Below are 15,776 nucleotides of genomic sequence, written 5' to 3'. Positions count from 1 at the left end.
AATTCACACCGGACACCTTTGAATTCGAGGGTGTTATTTTATTTGCCAGAAAGGGGTTTGGTCACTTGAGTGAGCAAGAAATAGCCGAGCTAAGAACTCGTCTAGCAGTCTTAGAAACTAAGGATGAGGCTCAAGAATGCAGACTGAACTCCTTAGAAATTGATATGGGGAAAAAGTTTGATCGACTTGAAGCAAAGCTGGATGAAGTGTTAAGAGCGGCCCGAAGTAGACCATCGTGGCTGATCGCACTGACTATTTCAAGTTTAATGACGCTGGTCACAGGGCTTAGTGTCTATTTAATAACTCTTTAGGAAGGGGCAATGACATGTTAAAACCAGCGATTATCTGGAAGGGGTCGCCGAACTTCAGCAGCCGTAAAGGATATAAATTCCTAGCCATAGTGGACCACATCATGGCTGGGACTTTATCTGGCACTGACTCTTGGTTTGCCAACCCTGCGAGTAAAGTGAGTTCTCATTTCGGGGTTGGTAAGAACGGCGAGATTCACCAATATGTTGATCTTAAAAATCCTGCTTGGGCCAATGGCGGTATTAATAAACCGGCTTGGCCCTTACTAATTCCGGGGGTTAATCCGAATTATTACACGGTCAGCATCGAACACGAAGGCGACAGTGGTGACGTAATGCCAGAGGCGCAGTACCAAGCCACACTAGCCTTACATCGGTGGTTAATCGGGACGTTAGGCATACCTGTGACCCGCGACAATATCATCGGGCATTATCGGCTTGACTCTGTTAATAAATCAAGGTGTCCGGGGACAGGGTTTCCCTGGGACCGACTGTTTAAGGATTTGGAAGGAGGAAACGAAGTGTTAAAAATGGCCGTATTGTTATATACGAAGGAAGATTACTGGGCTGGTGTTGATGTAGCTGTTAAAAATGGTAACTGTGCTGTATTCGTGAGGCCAGCAGATCAAACGGTTCCAGCCGAGGCCATGAGCGCCAACCAGTTAATTGTTATAGGGGGACCCACAACCAAGCATCCAAACGAAGTGCTACTCTCGGGTAATAACAAATATCAAACGGCGGCTGCGGTGGCGAAGTATTTAGGGTAATGAGAAAGGGGAGCAAGTTATGCTAGACAAATTGAAATCTCGAAAACTGTGGGCCTTCGTCAGTGCCGCGATTTTAGTTATGGTTAATTCCATAGCCAAGTTAGGAATGCCAACTGAGGATGTATTGTATCTTGTGATCGTTTCAGCGTCTTACATTCTTGGACAAGGTTACGTCGATGCCAAACAGCAACCAATTAAAGAATTTCCGATTGAAGATATAACCCAGTCCTTCACCCATATTATTCAAGCTGAATTGGCTAAGAGTGATATTGCAAAAGATCTTCCTATGGACTCTATACTTGATATAGTCAGGACTTTAATTAAACAAGAACTAGGTAAATTGAGCACAGTACAACCTGGATCGAGCAGCGCGGAACCAAGCGCAACTGCTGCTCAATCTTCGTAATGGGAGGCTATAAGATGAAAGATGTATGCGTTGATTGCAACCGACAATCGTATTGTATGGAACCGTGTGAGCAGTGGTTAATTGAGAATAACAAATGTCCAGTTTGCCAAAACAAAATCATCTGGGTTGGAGGATGTTCCGAGTGTATAACTGGTGATTGGTCGAAGTGTGGGTAGGTTTCACTTTCCTTCTATATAAGGGCTTCTATTAGAGTTAATGGGCTTGCCGAAGAGGTGAGCCCTTTTATGTTCATGAGGAGGAATTGAATGATCAACGATAAGAATATTAATTACCTGTTAAGTTTGCATATATTGCTAATGCTCAAAACGGGAAAATCTGATCACCGAAGAAGAATTTACGGCCATAGATAATGAAAATAAGAAGTCGTTTTTGACTTGATTAGTGTCCCCAGCAATTATATCATGTCACCACAAAAGGAATATAAAGGAAAGGGAGAGGGGATTTTATGGCTTCAAATTCAGCGGTAAAGAAGGTCGTTACTGTAATTCCGGTAAAACCAGTTGAAGTGGTTAAAGGATTTGCCCTGGGGGCGAAGAAAAGGGTAGCCGCTTATTGCCGGGTAAGCACAGATTTGAAAGAACAGGAAACGAGCTTCGAATCACAGGTACAGCATTATACGGATACCATTAGTAAAAGATCAGATTGGGAACTGGTGGATATTTATGCTGATGACGGTATCTCAGGAACTACTACAACAAAAAGAACTGAATTTCTAAGAATGATCAATGAGTGTATGGCTGGTAAAATCGATATGGTTATTACAAAGTCGATATCGAGATTTGCTCGAAATACCGAGGACTGCCTACACTTTGTAAGGAAGCTAAAAGACAAAGGAATAGCCGTTTATTTTGAAACGGAAAATATTGATACACTTGGTTCTGGTGGTGAACTCTTGCTTACCATTCTTAGCGGGATGGCACAAGATAGTAGTAGAAATCAATCGGATGTTACAAAGTGGGGGATTCTAAGACAATTTGAAAGTGGTCGAGTTTTAGTCAATACCACGAGGTTTCTCGGCTATGATAAAAATGACAATGGAGAATTGGTCATAAATGAAGAACAAGCAGAACTGGTTCGCAGGGTCTTCACTGAATACCTAGAAGGCAAGAGTTACAATGCAATTGCCAAGGGGTTAACAAAAGATAAAGTAAAAACCGTTACTGGAAACGAAAAATGGTGGGATTCAACCATAAGCGGGATGTTGGAAAATGAGAAGTACTATGGTGCCGCTCTTTTGCAGAAAACCATAACCGTTAATTTCCTCACCCATAAACGCACGTCTAATAAGGGCCAGTCACAGAAGTATATGATCGATGAAAATCACCTGCCGATCATAGCCAAAGAGCTATTTGAAAAGGTTCAGGATGAGAAGGAACGAAGAGCCTTATTAAGGGGAAATCTGGTAGGTGACAGGCATAAATATAGCAGTAGATATCCGTTTAGTGGAAAAGTGTTTTGTGGCAACTGCGGGAACATTTTCAAGAGAAGACAGTGGAACAGCAACAATGCATCAAAGAAAGTTGTATGGCAGTGCAAAACTTACATAATGGACGGTAAGGATGCATGTGGCGCCAGGGCTGTCGATGAGAATGCTTTGATGGATGCCTTTGTACGGATGTTCAACAGAATCTATGAAAACAGGCAGAGCTTTATCAAGACGATGACTGAAAATATTGAAACGATTATTTTGCTAAAGCCAGATATCAGAGAGACTGAAGCCTTGGATGAGCGGATCGAAGAATTAAAAAATGAGTTGAAGAAACTTATCCGGTTTCAGGTGAGTAATAACATCGATTCTGAGGTTTATAATGAGGAGTACAAAAGCATATCCGGAGAGCTGGAGGAAATGCGAAAGAAAAGGCTAGAGCATGATAAGATAATTGAATCAAAGGATGGGTTGAAGCAAAGGCTTGATGAAATCCTAGAGACGATAAACAGCAGGGATTCGCTACTTGAGGAATTTGATGAAGAAATATTTAATGCGTTGGTTGAGAAATACTGGTGTGCACCCCGTCAATAGGACAATGAAAAAATAGAACGAAGTTTGCTGAATTGCTACCCGTCTAAAAAGCGGGTAGCAATTCTTTATGCGGCCTTTACGTACTGCATATGGAACTCCATCGGCGTCATAATATACAAGCGGCGCTGTAAACGCCGATAATTATAATAGAAGATGTAATCAGAAATGGCTTGAACAAGGTGCTCCCGGCTGGTGAATTTGTACCCGTAATACCTCTCGCGTTTCAGGATACCCCAAAAGCCTTCCATCGGTCCGTTATCAATACAGCGAGCCACTCTGGACATGCTTTGCTTCATTCCTGCGGCCTGCAGTTTCGAGTGAAAAATGCGGCTTGTATACTGATACCCCCTGTCCGAATGAAACAGCGGATGGGCTTCAGGATGGGCGGCCACGGCAGCATCAAATGTATCGAAAACGAGTCTGTTATCGTTGCGATCACCAATGGCATAGGCAACAATGCGCCGATCATACAGGTCCAGAATGGCGCTCAAATATAGTTTGTGGACTTCCGGCCCTACGTAGTATTTGAACTCCGTCACGTCGGTCAACCATTTCGAGTTTGGCGCGTCTGCGTGAAACTGACGTTTCAGATAGTTCTTGGCTATGTATTCCGGCGATGCCGCGTTCCTGGTGCATCCGTGCCTTTTGTATTTAATTGTTGATTTAATATTAAGGGCACGGTCGATCCGAAGGACACGTTTATCATTCACATGAACGTCGTGTCTCCTGTCCAGCTCATCCCGTATTCTGCGGTATCCCATATCAGGATGCTCTTTGTGGATCTTCTCAACAACGTCTGCAATTCGTTCGTTCTCCAACTCGCGGTTGCTCTTCGGATGCGTCAGCCATCGATAATAGGCTGACCGGGTAATGTGTAAAAAGGCACAGAGCTTCCATACAGAAAATGACCGATCCTCAGATAATATTCTCACCGCTTCATAGGCCGACTGATACCTTACGAAGCTCAGCGTCGCCTCCTCTCCAATTCCTTGACTTTTTTTAACAGTGCATTCTCCATTTCTAGATCATATTTTTCCCGTTCAAGCTGAGCTATCCGGTCTCTCAGTTCTTCCTCAGGTGTTCGACTCGGCAGTGTTCCAGAACGGTGTCCTCGCCGATCTTCCAACCCCGATTCTCCCATCTCACGGTATTTCTTCGTCCACGTATAGACCTGCTGGTATGAAACCTGGTATTTGAGCGCTGTCCCCCTATAATTGTTTCCAGTGGATATGCACTCTTTTACAATTTGTATCCTCTCTTGTCCAGTCGTATTTCGGCCTTTCGTCATTCGGCTTCCTCCTGTCTGTATTCGGAAATCCTTATGACAATTATACGCCTTTAGCCAATGATCAAGTTGCCTTTTATCCCTGACCCCGTATCTCTCACAGATCTCCCATTTCGACCCTTTTCCTGCCAGATAATCCTGAACGGTTGAGAGCTTGGTCTCTTTTGTATATCTTTTGTTGTGTTCTTTCGGTAGAAATCCTGATGGTCCGTCTGTTTTGTATCTAAAGAGCCACTTCCTGAATGCCTCTTCAGATACGCCAGCTTCCTGATATGCTGACTTATATCCTATTTTCCCCAAGAGATACAATTCTACTATTCGTACCATCTCTTCTACGGGTATTTTTCTCTGTTGTGACATAATTACCCCCAGACTGTACAGTTTTTTATTTCACTGTCCTGTCTGGGGGTAGCATACCATACCAGTTCTCACACCAACGCATTTTGTTTTTGAGCTGAATAGCGGGATGAGGGTAGAGGAAGAGTTGTGAGTCGGAAGGGGGAATCAGGATAAGCTGTGTCTAAGAAAAAGGTTCTACGAATGAATCACATCATAGACAAACATTCCCCAGTATAGACCCACGGCTTGCTATCAAATTCTGATTTAAGTATGGAGAGGAGAATCATATCAATGTACTGGCCATGTATGTAGAAGCTTTGTCTCAGCCTTCCTTTCGCATTAAAGCTTTCGCCTATTCTGCCTTGTTCTGATACGTATCAAATGACTCAACTATTTTCTAATCATAATTAAACTCTTTTAAACCGGTATACTTTTGAACGTGTTACTGATATCCCGCTATAATCCACAAATACCAATTCTGCTAGTACCATTATTAGATTGCTACCATACAATATATTAACTGTACACCATACCACTGCTACGGATAGTGGGATTCATTATTTCCACGCAAAGGACAACTCTTATTACCCGCCTGTTATAGTGATCAAAAATTGCTGGACAGTTAGGAGGTTATTTTATGGCAACTGGACAAATTACGGGTATAGTTAAAAATGTTAATGACGGGACACCGATCGCAGGAGTCCGTGTACAGATTTTAACGGATATCGCAATATTAGACACGCAGATAACTGACGTTAGTGGAAGCTTTACGACCGTGGCAATAGAAAGTGGAACCTACAACATCTTGGTATCCAAAGATGGGTTTCAGACTGGGCATTACCTTCATATTGTGGTGCCTGATACCACGATAACACTAGCTTCTCTACAACTTACTCCCATAACGTTTACAACAAACTTGTACGGTTGGAATCCAACGACGAGCACTTGGGATAAAATCCTCGTCAATGAAGGAGCCTTAACAACAAGTAATGCAATGGATTTGGCAGCAAACCAAGGTAGATATTATCTGCTCGATACTGGTGTAGTCAATGTCGGAGCAAATCATATTATGGCCCTCGAAATTGATAATCCGATAGCTTCAACTAAAATTCTGCGGATTTCACGGGTGACTGGAAGCTCAAACGATGATACCACTATAACTATCATGCGAAACTCCTCGTTTCTCGCAGCAGGAACCGCGGTAACCCCCCATGTTACAAACTTTTCATCTACAGACAGCAGCGCAGTTGCATTAACTTGTAAATGGATAACACAACCGACCAATCCAGTAACCGGAGGCGCCAATATTGGCACCTTTGTCCAGAATGGCGACCCTATAGAGCTTGACTTTAGCGGACGCATTGTTATTGGGGCCGGGAAAAGTATCGTCATAATAGTTACAAATAACAGTAACCAAACACATCCCGTCGCAATGACAGTTGCTTGGCGCGAGGACACGGCATAATAATTAGATAGGCTTTTTTGCCATTCCAAATACAAGAAATGACTGGAGTAATAGGCTATTGCTCCAGTCATTCATTTAATATTTAGCCTGAATCCAGATCGTTAGCGGAGCCGTTCCGGAACTAGTTCTGTAGGTTAATCGTACATAGCGCAGGAAGTAGCTTGATGTAAAGGGTAAAAGTCCTGAGGCTACCACCTCTTTTTCAAAGCTGTCACTATACCAAATAAGTCCATCTGGACTAATTCCTAATACTACATAAGCCGAAACCAAGCCACGGTTATGGACGGCATAAGAGAAAACCTTTAGTGAAGAAATATCCCGCGTTTCGGTAGTTGCTGACATGACGTTTGCCATGACGTACTCTATACTTTCGCGGTAATTATCAGTATTTACTACTTGAACTTTGAGCATGCCATCGGGGGTTGAGGCTAATGGGTTACCCTCACTACTATATAGTCTTATACCATCCCTAAGGGGAGTGATATCCCGAATATCATTGGTTACTGTAGATTGGAAGCTAACGGGGATTGGCAAGGGACTAATGAGTTTTACATTAACTGGACTTTGTATTTGACCCACCGCGTCGACCCTATTCGCGAAAAGTTTACCCTTTTCATCGAGTTTTACAGTTTGGTGAGGATATCTTCGGAAGGCCTCCAAAGCGTGGATCACGAGAACTCCTGGTCCGATAATTCCAATTTCTATCCGAAACCCGTTTGTCCCAACAGGGGTCGTAAAGACGACCTTGAAAATTTCGGGTTGGTCGGATGGTGTTAAGCAAAACTCCCGTTGTGCTCCAGAACTGCCCATGTACACGCGAATATAGCTTGAAACACCAGGCGGATTTGTTTGAAGAGCAGCTGAAACCTCCCAGCGTTGATGATCGGCGGCTTGAATAAAAACGTCTGCTGCTTGAAGTATCCCCGCACGGGGTCCAGTAGGATGGAGGATAATTAGTTCTCGTGGACCAAGTGGGGTGCCCGTCCACTCCCAGACGGTAGAAGAATCTCCCCCAATCTTAGACCATCCATCAGGAAAATCTGGCATAATATCTTGCACCAAGAGGAAATCACCATTATAAATTTGACTAGTTTCTTCTATCGCCATTCGCCTCCTTTTCCATGACAACTGGAATCTTCCTATAAGTCTATAACCTTCGAGTCTAATAATTCCTTCTCACGCAATAATCTCTATATTTTTTTATTTAATATACTTTCTTTTTTTATCTCATTTTGCATAGTCTGATACAGAATATAACAGGGGGGAACGCTATGAATATTAACGACCACCTTGTGTCAGAATTTATGAGTGAGTTTCTGGATATGAAAAAACGCATGCTTGACGCCCAGTTAGAGACCAAGCACCAAACTATAGCCGAATTACAGAACATACAAATCCTTCTTGCCGAGATTCAACAGGCTTATCGGGAGGAACATAAGACTTTTAAGGAGATTCTTACCTATCTCCAAAATTACCAAGGTATCGTTGACTACCAGATAAGCGGTGGAAAGGAAGCTCTTGAAGAGATGAGATCCCTTAAGAAAGAGGTATCTTGGATTGCCAATTTAATTGAGCCTCAGGCAGTACCAGTTTTTAATAATAGAGTGATTACGGACAATGATGATCGAGTCTATACCAATTCAAAATCATACCTACAATCTCTTGCCGACCTAACAACCGTTGGGGTAGTTGCGGCTGCAAGGATTTATGACCGTCACGGAAGACGTAGTAGCCTTTCAACGGCTAGCCAACAAGACCTTAACGATGGAATTGAGGATGAGTTAACAACCGCCAATCGCTTAAGCATTGTCTCTAGCGATGCCAACGACACTGGTAACGGTCCAGGTATTCAGCAAGTAATTATTTCAGGTATCAATGACGCTGGAAACAGAGCCAATGAAATCGTTACTTTACAAGGTATTAACCCTATAATAACAACGAATACCTGGCAATACCTCGATCATTTCAGCAACTACAGAGCAGGAACATTTGGGGGAGCAGCGGCCGGTAATATTACTGTTTCTGCAGAGGGAAGAACCTATGCCCGTATAGCCTTAGGTCATTACTCATGGAGGTCAGGAAGAATGTATACCGATTCTACCCAAAAGGGTTATCTGCATGAGCTTACTGTTGGGGCAATTAAAGCAGCCGTAACATTTGATTTATACCTTGACCCAACAGGCAGTTACGGACAGACACTTTTAGGAAAGGCTTCCCTAGCAGCTTCTAATTCAAGTGTTGAAATGCTTTTTCCAGCACCCATGGTTATTCCTGCCTCAGGTAAAATTTTAGTTAAGGGGATAGGCCTTACATCAGGGGCAGAAGCACACTGTACATTTTATCTACATGTTCAACCTAAATAATTGAAAAGCCCAGGATTACGTCAAGATCTCCGACCAAACGACCGTAATGTTGTTGCTACTACCAGAGCTATTGGGATTTAACAAACGTATGTAAAAACTCCAGCCTGGCGGCACAATAATTGTTCCGACATAATCAATACTCGTGTTGCCGCTTAAGGCTATCGTTGATAGAAGAATTTCCCCTCCCTCGGTTGGATCATCCTTTTGCGTAAGATATTTCACTGTGAACCCGCTTTGATCGGGGAAACTAAAGTGTTGGTTGAGCGGGGTCAAGGCGGTTCCGACTGCCTCGAAGGTGGCGTTACGAAATACGTCCACTATCGTATTATGTATGCCCCCACTGGAAATGCGCTGAATGAAAGCGCTTTTTCTGTTATTAACTGGATTGATCAACTGCAGAACTAAATAGCCGTTACTGACTACGGCCAATGTACCTGTCGTCACTGAGTAAAGATTTCCTGCACTAGCCGCAGCAGTTCCGGTGATGGGCAGGGCGGGACTGCCTTCCGCAAAAAGCGCTGCAGCTGGCGTCTTGATAAAAATGTCAGTTGCATTGGTATAGTTCTTGACTTCAGCAACCAGGAAACTATATCTTGTATTAAAAGCTGGTGTAAGCTCACTATTTAAAGACGAGTATCTATGCACAAGCACCGGATAACCACTGAACGGGTCTTCAACGGCAAAATCAACGTGACCGTAGCCCAAGCACTGGTACTGAACGGAATAGATATTTCCTTTCAAAGGGTTAAGAATAAAGGCGTTGCCAGGACCCAATAACTGATCAGAGTTCCACTGATTCTGAGGAACGAAGTTATCTATTCCATGGCTCCTGATCATAATACCAAAGGTGGCACCATTAAATCCAAAGAACAGGGCATTAGCAGCGTCGTCAATCCCTATATATTGCGTGCTACCCACTACCCCGGGGCTAAACAGGCCAGAAATCCTACCGAGTAAACCTATACCTGGCGCAGGGGGGACAATTCCAGCAGTACGAATTGTAGCGGTGGAATTAATTGCCGAACCTGATGAAAGAACAGCTTGGTCGTAAGCAATCGCAATAGTACCGCTCCCTGTCGTGATTGGCACAACGTTATCCTCGATGGTAGTGCCATTAAATAGCCAGGAAGTAGTAATGGAGAGCTGGGCAGTCCGAAGTTCTTTGAAGGCTGTCAATTGTTCCGACATGTTGTTCCTCCTGGTTAGAACAGTTTTGAGACCTTGTTTAAACATATTAAACAAGGTCTCAATTCATGAATGCCTAAGCCAATAAGGGAAGTTCATCAAAACTATATTCTCCGTTTTCGTCCAAATTCCTCTCTGATAGCCAATTCGCCTGTTTGTATTTTCCATTGTTTGTTCATTTAGTGTGTTTTTGTTCGAAAGGCCAAAGTCCCTTTTTCTCTCGCTCACGTCGATTTACTATAGTGCTTGTTTCGGGCTTTTCCTATTCGGGTCACGTCTAATCCTTGGGGCATGGATAGTGCCAGCCTGAGCATACCACCCCATAAGATGGTTTAATTGAACACGTTAAACTCATTTTAGAGGGGGATTCACATGCCCGATTAAGAACAAGCCAGAGTTCCTTAGTATACAGGAAATCTGGCTTGTTCTTTCGTGTTATGGCTCAGCGAACGAACCGCGTTTTGATGCAGTGCCCTATATAGTAGTTTATATTCTTTTTAACGTGACAGGGCACGTTGAGTGCTTAATAGTGCTATATCGGGGCTGATTGAAAGCCTTGATATGAGCGGGTTGTAGAGTTGGATGTTATTTTTATCGTGTCATTATGTTTGGGGGAATATAATGCGTGTATTGCCAGATCATAAAGTCTGGCTTTTTTGTTTTTTCTTGGATTATTTTGCTATCGTGGGAGGATATGAGAGGAAAATGTAGAAATGTTAGGGTGGAATAATTTGGGGGATTCGAAAGTCATCTCACGGAAGAAAAGACAATTAGTATTCCCTAGTGTTAGATGGATTTACGTAACCGCTGGCAAATCGAAGTGGTACTAATGTCTACAAGGTGCTACATGGGGGTCTATAATGTGTAGCGTGTGAAATTTATGTTCATGCTCTCTGAAATAAATATCTAAGGTCCCAAAGGAAATATTCGCGACACTTTCCAGAAATTCCAACGTTTCGGAGGGTATATAGATCTTATTAGTAATATTATGATCACATGCGGTGGGAAAAGTAATAGTCAAGTAAGGGGTGGAAGGTACGAGTATCATATTGAAAGAACCTTTGGTCGTTACTCAGTAACATTGATCTAGATTCTTTGTATATTTTTACTGCTATATCTCCGTAAGAAGGTCAGTAGCAATATAAAGTATCATGTCGAAATTCTATTTAGCTGGTTATTTGAAATAATTATTACCATCGTTAAAATTTTATAGTTCTAATTACTTTATCCCTATTTTATAGATTTCGACATGTATGGCCTATATCTAAAGTTACTGAAATAACTAAGAGTATTTTGCATGATAGAGATGCTTCAAAAGTAATGTTTACTCGTGACTGCCCGTGGAGAAGGTAAGAGCTACATATACACTAATTTTCATATATCCAATAAAAAAACATTTCGCACATCTATTATAATAGCTTACTTTTTGTTTCAATAGTTCTCAAAACCCAAGCAATAACAAAGCCATATTCTTTAAAAGTCAAGAAACTTTGACAACTGTCGAATGGATGTTAAGAAGTATTGTTAGCTTTATTTTTTTACTCCTCGCAACCAAACTGATGGGACAGCGCTCCATTTCTCAATTAAGGTTCCTCGATTTCATTATTGCTCTGACCCTCGGCAATATAATAGCCCATCCGCTTTCAGATGAGAAATTGGGATTAAAAGGCTCTTTGACAACCACCCTTGTTCTCATCGTGTTATATGTTGCAGCGACATGGCTAAGCCTGAAATGGTCGTTATTCAGGCGATATCTCGATCCGCCGCCGATCAAGCTCATCAAGAACGGACAAATCCAATTTCAAAACCTATCGATTGCAAGAATTTCTATTGATTATTTATTTTCTGAGCTTCGAAAAGAAAAAGTGGAGGATATACAAAAAGTATCCCTCGCCATATGGGAACCGGGTGGAAATATATCCGTTTTCATGAACCCCCAATACCAACCTCTTACTCCCTCAGATATGAAGTTTGAGACCCGACCGTTTAACCTCACAAGGCCGATCATCGTTGAAGGAGAAATCGATATGTCGCTCCTTGAAGAAATCGGAAAAGACTATGTATGGCTCAAAAAAATGATAGCACCTACTTATGCAGAAATACGCGATGTGATATTGGCGACCGTTGACGAAAACGAGAACGTGCGGGTCTACTCCCTACTCGAATCTGAACCGAGCAATTAACAATGGTTCGTTTAGCTCGGCGCTAAACGGCGCTGCTTTGGCTTTTTGTCATCGTGTTAATTTAAGGACTCAAAAGGAACAAAAGTAGAAAATTCCTTTGGCAAGGAAAAGGATCAATACTTCCAAGGTTGAAGCACATTACCCAAAGGGAGCTTTGGGTAATGTGCTTTTGTTGTCAACTGCGACTTGCTTAATTATATTGAGCCAGGATAAGCTGGATTGCTGTAGCCATAGTAAACAGGTAAAATGCCATTTCTGTGCCGATCAAAGCACGTGCAGTCAAATTATCGGGCATGATGTCTCCTACGCTAGCACCGGGAATAATAGTAATGCTTAAATATAAAAACGTGACGAGTTGTGTCCAAAAGTTATCCCCTAAATCCCCTTTGAAACTGGAAGGAAAAGATCGATAGAGCAGAAGATATTCTGCGGCAAAAAGTAAGATAATTGAGACAAGGGCTCCTCCAATGGGTTTAAACAGATTATCGTGTGGAGTTTTGGAATTCGAACAGACATCAGTTACTGCGAAGTAAGCTGCGAATGAAGCGCCAATCGCATACGAAACGATAGCGCGTTTGAAAAGAGTCCCCCCACAGCGTTTGGTTAAATGATTATTGTCTGAGAAAAAGCTCAAGTAAAGCGCCCCAGTTGTTCCCAAAAGCGTGGGAGATAATAATTCCCAATAACCAAGTTTGAGCGTCGGGTTCGATGGAAGGGCCTGTTTGACGGGAGGGACATTATATTCGGCGTCTGGAAAAGGAGGACAAATGTTTGGGTCTGTGGGATAAGTTTCATCAAAGTCCACGTTTGAACGACCACCTTTTTTACGAATATATAATACCATCATATTCCAGGAAGCAGAATTATTAAAAATTCAGCACAATGAAGGCTTTCAGGTTGTGAAATCAGGTGAATTAAAACAGCCAAATTAAAGTAGCAAATAGCGCTCAAAGACAGAAATACTGGGTAGTTGGCTAAAGGTCGATGCTTCCAGTAGATGGGAGTTTAGCGAATCAAACCATGATATCTGCCTTAGTAATAACCGATAAAAATGTTCATATAAGTGGGGGTACTGATGGTTATTGCAGAAAATCGCAATTGAACACCTTGAGCTCGCGCCTCTCTTCCTGTTCCTGCGGACTATATTTGCCGTGAGCCCAGACTATCAAGCTATCCACCGTTATCCATCTTTGGTCTTCTTTAATACCTTATATCTTAGGAATCGGCAAAAAAGACAATCCCCATTGTAAAGATATATATAAAGAACAAGACTTCAAGAGTTACTAGAATTCTTGAAGCACTACTGATTGGCGAGAAGTCCCCCATGCTTGCAGTAGCAAAGGTCGTAACACTAAAATAGACAAACGTAAATAATTCGGTGACGATGTCATTTCCAAAATGATTTCCCGTAAAACTTCCCGGAACCATGTGATATTCAAGGTCATAAGCAACAGCAAAATAAATCATTAAAAGAGTAATGGCCGAGACCACTGGAATAAATGCTGTAATCATATGCCCATCGTTAGCTGTCAACACCTTGAACACATAGTATGCCACACCTACAGTTGCGATTATTGAATAAATGACGACTACAGCCGATCCGACCGGAGTACCCTGAGGCTCAGGATATCCTTCAAAACTCCCTTTATCGCTCTCATCCTTCCATTGCTTATGGTTTGCCATTAGCAGCAATAAGATCACTGCTCCAGCCCCAACAGCGGCAGGCAATAAAGGCCAAATATCAGCAACTACAATATCTCGTTCCGTAGGCCCCGCAGACTTATCCTTAGGTTTTAGTGAAGACTTAGAAGTGTTGATGGATTCCTTCCCCTTCTCGACAAAAGGATAATTTATAGGGTACTGTTGTGGCGGATACCAAAAATGCGGAGGGTATTGACCCTTAAATTTATCCCCATGACTCATTCCCTCACCTCCTCATCTACCATAATATTCTATATAGTTGAATCCTGTGTTTCTTTAAAACCTAAATACAACCACCACTTTAATATTTATTGCTTTATTAGAAATGGCTGTTGAACTAGTTTAAGCTTCTTAGTGATACAAGGTTTTTTACTATTAATAAGCCATATGTGATCTTACTAACGTATTAAAGGTGTAATTCCTGAACAGGGTTTGAAATTGACCCACTAATGCATGTATAAAGATGTATATCTGGAGATTGTAGCTTTCCTTCTATTATATGTAATATCTATTAGAGTTAATGGGCTTGCCTAAGAGGTGAGCCCTTTTATTTCAGGAGGAGTAATTAATTGATTAATTATCTGTTAAGTTTGCATATATTGCTGATGCTTAAGAGAAAAAATCTAATCACTGAAGAGGAATTTACGGCCATAGATAAGGAGAATAAAAAGTCCTTTTTGACTTGATTAGTGTCCCAAGCTTGCAGTAGCCAGAATGTTAGAGAACTCGACCGTATCTGCGGCTGAGTCATTGTTATAGTATAAAGATTTATTAATGTCAGATAATACCCTTATACTATGCGAATTATGGAAGGTGTAATATGGATGAGGGTTTAGTGGTAATTGTTAGAGCTTTTATAGGCTTTTTCTCTCTTCTGATCTTTGCAAGAATCATTGGCAAAGAACAGATAAGTCAGCTTAACTTTTTCGATTATGTACTCGGGATTACAATTGGTTCCATTGCCGCTACCTTAACAACCGATTTATCCAGTCGAGCGTGGCCACATTTTGTTGGCCTTTTAACTTGGTGTGTCTTAGGATACTTGATGGAAATCATATCCTCAAAATGGCGCTATGCTGCTAAATTTTTAGAGGGTGAACCGACGATCGTCATCATGAACGGCAAAATTATGGAGAATGTGTTAAAGAAAATGAAATATAGGATATCAGAGATTTTAGAACTGCTCAGGAACAAAGGCGTATTTGATGTGACCCAAGTCGATTTTGCAATTATAGAGCCCAACGGTCAGATTTCTGTCTTATTAAAACCGGAACACCTGCCTTTAACTCCCAAGGACATGAACATTGCAGTTTCCCCCTCAGGAATAAGTTCCGAATTAATTTACGATGGTATTATTGTAGAAGAGAACCTAAAACAGCTTAAGAAAGACAAAACTTGGCTACTTAATGAGCTCAAAAAGCAGGGAATTCGTGACATATCAGACGTTTTCTTGGCAACCTTAAATCCTTCAGGGAGTTTGTATGTGGACAAGTACAAGTACGAGGATCATCTTAAGAATATGACAGATATTGGCGATTATAAGGGACCCTACTAAGGAGATGATTTTATGAGACGGTTTTTGGTGATATCTATTCCAATAGTCACACTCGTTTTCTTTGTCATGGTCATGCTAAGTGGTGATCTATTAAAACAACCCCTAGGGGGAGATGACAATATTCCACAATCCATTGAAACGCTTGTACAGGATGTCAATCACGAAAATTGGGAAGCAG

At 41.9% G+C, this 15,776-nt stretch carries 15 protein-coding genes; 9 read left to right on the top strand and 6 right to left on the bottom strand.

The window, feature by feature from the left end:
• Positions 1 to 65: 65 nt before the first annotated feature.
• The 4 genes from UF75_RS05515 (at position 66) to UF75_RS05500 (ending at position 3,522) form a co-directional block, all read left to right on the top strand.
• Positions 66 to 311, top strand: a complete 246-nt coding sequence (locus tag UF75_RS05515; RefSeq protein ID WP_045573604.1) for a hypothetical protein — start codon at positions 66 to 68, stop codon at positions 309 to 311.
• A gap of 14 nt (positions 312 to 325) precedes the next feature.
• Positions 326 to 1,075 (top strand): peptidoglycan recognition family protein, encoded by a 750-nt coding sequence (locus UF75_RS05510; protein ID WP_045573603.1) that lies wholly within the window; start codon positions 326 to 328, stop codon positions 1,073 to 1,075.
• 19 nt (positions 1,076 to 1,094) lie between these two features.
• The gene (locus UF75_RS05505) at positions 1,095 to 1,481 is read left to right on the top strand and encodes a hypothetical protein (RefSeq protein WP_045573602.1); all 387 of its coding nucleotides are present in this window, start codon (positions 1,095 to 1,097) and stop codon (positions 1,479 to 1,481) included.
• A gap of 466 nt (positions 1,482 to 1,947) precedes the next feature.
• A complete protein-coding gene (locus tag UF75_RS05500) occupies positions 1,948 to 3,522 on the top strand; it encodes a recombinase family protein (protein ID WP_045573601.1) in 1,575 nt (524 codons plus the stop codon).
• A 65-nt stretch (positions 3,523 to 3,587) separates the two neighbouring features.
• On the opposite strand, the gene UF75_RS05495 is transcribed toward UF75_RS05500, so the two are convergent.
• Both UF75_RS05495 and UF75_RS05490 read right to left on the bottom strand, forming a co-directional pair.
• Positions 3,588 to 4,454, bottom strand: a complete 867-nt coding sequence (locus UF75_RS05495) for an IS3 family transposase (protein ID WP_197079328.1) — start codon at positions 4,452 to 4,454, stop codon at positions 3,588 to 3,590.
• A gap of 32 nt (positions 4,455 to 4,486) precedes the next feature.
• Complete coding sequence (locus UF75_RS05490; RefSeq protein ID WP_045573600.1) at positions 4,487 to 5,167, bottom strand: helix-turn-helix domain-containing protein; 681 nt, start codon at positions 5,165 to 5,167, stop codon at positions 4,487 to 4,489.
• Between the two features lie 616 nt (positions 5,168 to 5,783).
• Here UF75_RS05490 and UF75_RS05485 point away from each other — a divergent pair.
• Positions 5,784 to 6,611 carry a carboxypeptidase-like regulatory domain-containing protein gene (locus UF75_RS05485; RefSeq protein ID WP_045573599.1) on the top strand — a complete coding sequence of 276 codons (828 nt, stop codon included), beginning with the start codon at positions 5,784 to 5,786 and terminating at the stop codon, positions 6,609 to 6,611.
• A 75-nt stretch (positions 6,612 to 6,686) separates the two neighbouring features.
• On the opposite strand, the gene UF75_RS05480 is transcribed toward UF75_RS05485, so the two are convergent.
• Positions 6,687 to 7,718, bottom strand: a complete 1,032-nt coding sequence (locus UF75_RS05480; protein WP_052693021.1) for a DUF6385 domain-containing protein — start codon at positions 7,716 to 7,718, stop codon at positions 6,687 to 6,689.
• 164 nt (positions 7,719 to 7,882) lie between these two features.
• On the opposite strand from UF75_RS05480, the gene UF75_RS05475 reads away from it, so the two are divergent.
• Positions 7,883 to 8,974 carry a hypothetical protein gene (locus tag UF75_RS05475; protein ID WP_045573598.1) on the top strand — a complete coding sequence of 364 codons (1,092 nt, stop codon included), beginning with the start codon at positions 7,883 to 7,885 and terminating at the stop codon, positions 8,972 to 8,974.
• Between the two features lie 15 nt (positions 8,975 to 8,989).
• Here UF75_RS05475 and UF75_RS05470 read toward each other — a convergent pair whose 3' ends face one another.
• A complete protein-coding gene (locus UF75_RS05470; RefSeq protein ID WP_045573597.1) occupies positions 8,990 to 10,162 on the bottom strand; it encodes a hypothetical protein in 1,173 nt (390 codons plus the stop codon).
• 1,487 nt (positions 10,163 to 11,649) lie between these two features.
• Between UF75_RS05470 and UF75_RS05465 the strand changes: the two genes are divergently transcribed.
• A complete protein-coding gene (locus tag UF75_RS05465; RefSeq protein ID WP_242860126.1) occupies positions 11,650 to 12,342 on the top strand; it encodes a DUF421 domain-containing protein in 693 nt (230 codons plus the stop codon).
• A gap of 190 nt (positions 12,343 to 12,532) precedes the next feature.
• Here UF75_RS05465 and UF75_RS26130 read toward each other — a convergent pair whose 3' ends face one another.
• Entirely contained in the window at positions 12,533 to 13,147 is a 615-nt protein-coding gene (locus UF75_RS26130) for a hypothetical protein (protein WP_052693020.1), read from the bottom strand.
• 410 nt (positions 13,148 to 13,557) lie between these two features.
• Entirely contained in the window at positions 13,558 to 14,265 is a 708-nt protein-coding gene (locus tag UF75_RS05455) for a multidrug ABC transporter ATPase (protein WP_045573596.1), read from the bottom strand.
• 347 nt (positions 14,266 to 14,612) lie between these two features.
• Here UF75_RS05455 and UF75_RS30970 point away from each other — a divergent pair, with 347 nt between their 5' ends.
• The gene (locus UF75_RS30970) at positions 14,613 to 14,729 is read left to right on the top strand and encodes an SHOCT domain-containing protein (RefSeq protein WP_348983029.1); all 117 of its coding nucleotides are present in this window, start codon (positions 14,613 to 14,615) and stop codon (positions 14,727 to 14,729) included.
• A 134-nt stretch (positions 14,730 to 14,863) separates the two neighbouring features.
• Positions 14,864 to 15,598, top strand: coding sequence for a DUF421 domain-containing protein (locus tag UF75_RS05450; protein ID WP_045573595.1), 735 nt, complete (start codon positions 14,864 to 14,866; stop codon positions 15,596 to 15,598).
• Positions 15,599 to 15,776: the final 178 nt, after the last annotated feature.

Origin of the sequence: Desulfosporosinus sp. I2, from assembly GCF_000960765.1 — a bacterium.
Lineage (GTDB): Bacteria > Bacillota > Desulfitobacteriia > Desulfitobacteriales > Desulfitobacteriaceae > Desulfosporosinus.
This window is presented reverse-complemented; position numbering and strand designations above follow the sequence as displayed.

Bases quoted from the DNA above. Each gene is read 5' to 3' on its own strand.
- UF75_RS05510 (WP_045573603.1), top strand. From the start codon at position 326: ATGTTAAAACCAGCGATTATCTGGAAGGGGTCGCCGAACTTCAGCAGC.
- UF75_RS05505 (WP_045573602.1), top strand. From the start codon at position 1,095: ATGCTAGACAAATTGAAATCTCGAAAACTGTGGGCCTTCGTCAGTGCC.
- UF75_RS05500 (WP_045573601.1), top strand. From the start codon at position 1,948: ATGGCTTCAAATTCAGCGGTAAAGAAGGTCGTTACTGTAATTCCGGTA.
- UF75_RS05490 (WP_045573600.1), bottom strand. From the start codon at position 5,167: ATGTCACAACAGAGAAAAATACCCGTAGAAGAGATGGTACGAATAGTA.
- UF75_RS05485 (WP_045573599.1), top strand. From the start codon at position 5,784: ATGGCAACTGGACAAATTACGGGTATAGTTAAAAATGTTAATGACGGG.
- UF75_RS05480 (WP_052693021.1), bottom strand. From the start codon at position 7,718: ATGGCGATAGAAGAAACTAGTCAAATTTATAATGGTGATTTCCTCTTG.
- UF75_RS05475 (WP_045573598.1), top strand. From the start codon at position 7,883: ATGAATATTAACGACCACCTTGTGTCAGAATTTATGAGTGAGTTTCTG.
- UF75_RS05470 (WP_045573597.1), bottom strand. From the start codon at position 10,162: ATGTCGGAACAATTGACAGCCTTCAAAGAACTTCGGACTGCCCAGCTC.
- UF75_RS05455 (WP_045573596.1), bottom strand. From the start codon at position 14,265: ATGAGTCATGGGGATAAATTTAAGGGTCAATACCCTCCGCATTTTTGG.
- UF75_RS05450 (WP_045573595.1), top strand. From the start codon at position 14,864: ATGGATGAGGGTTTAGTGGTAATTGTTAGAGCTTTTATAGGCTTTTTC.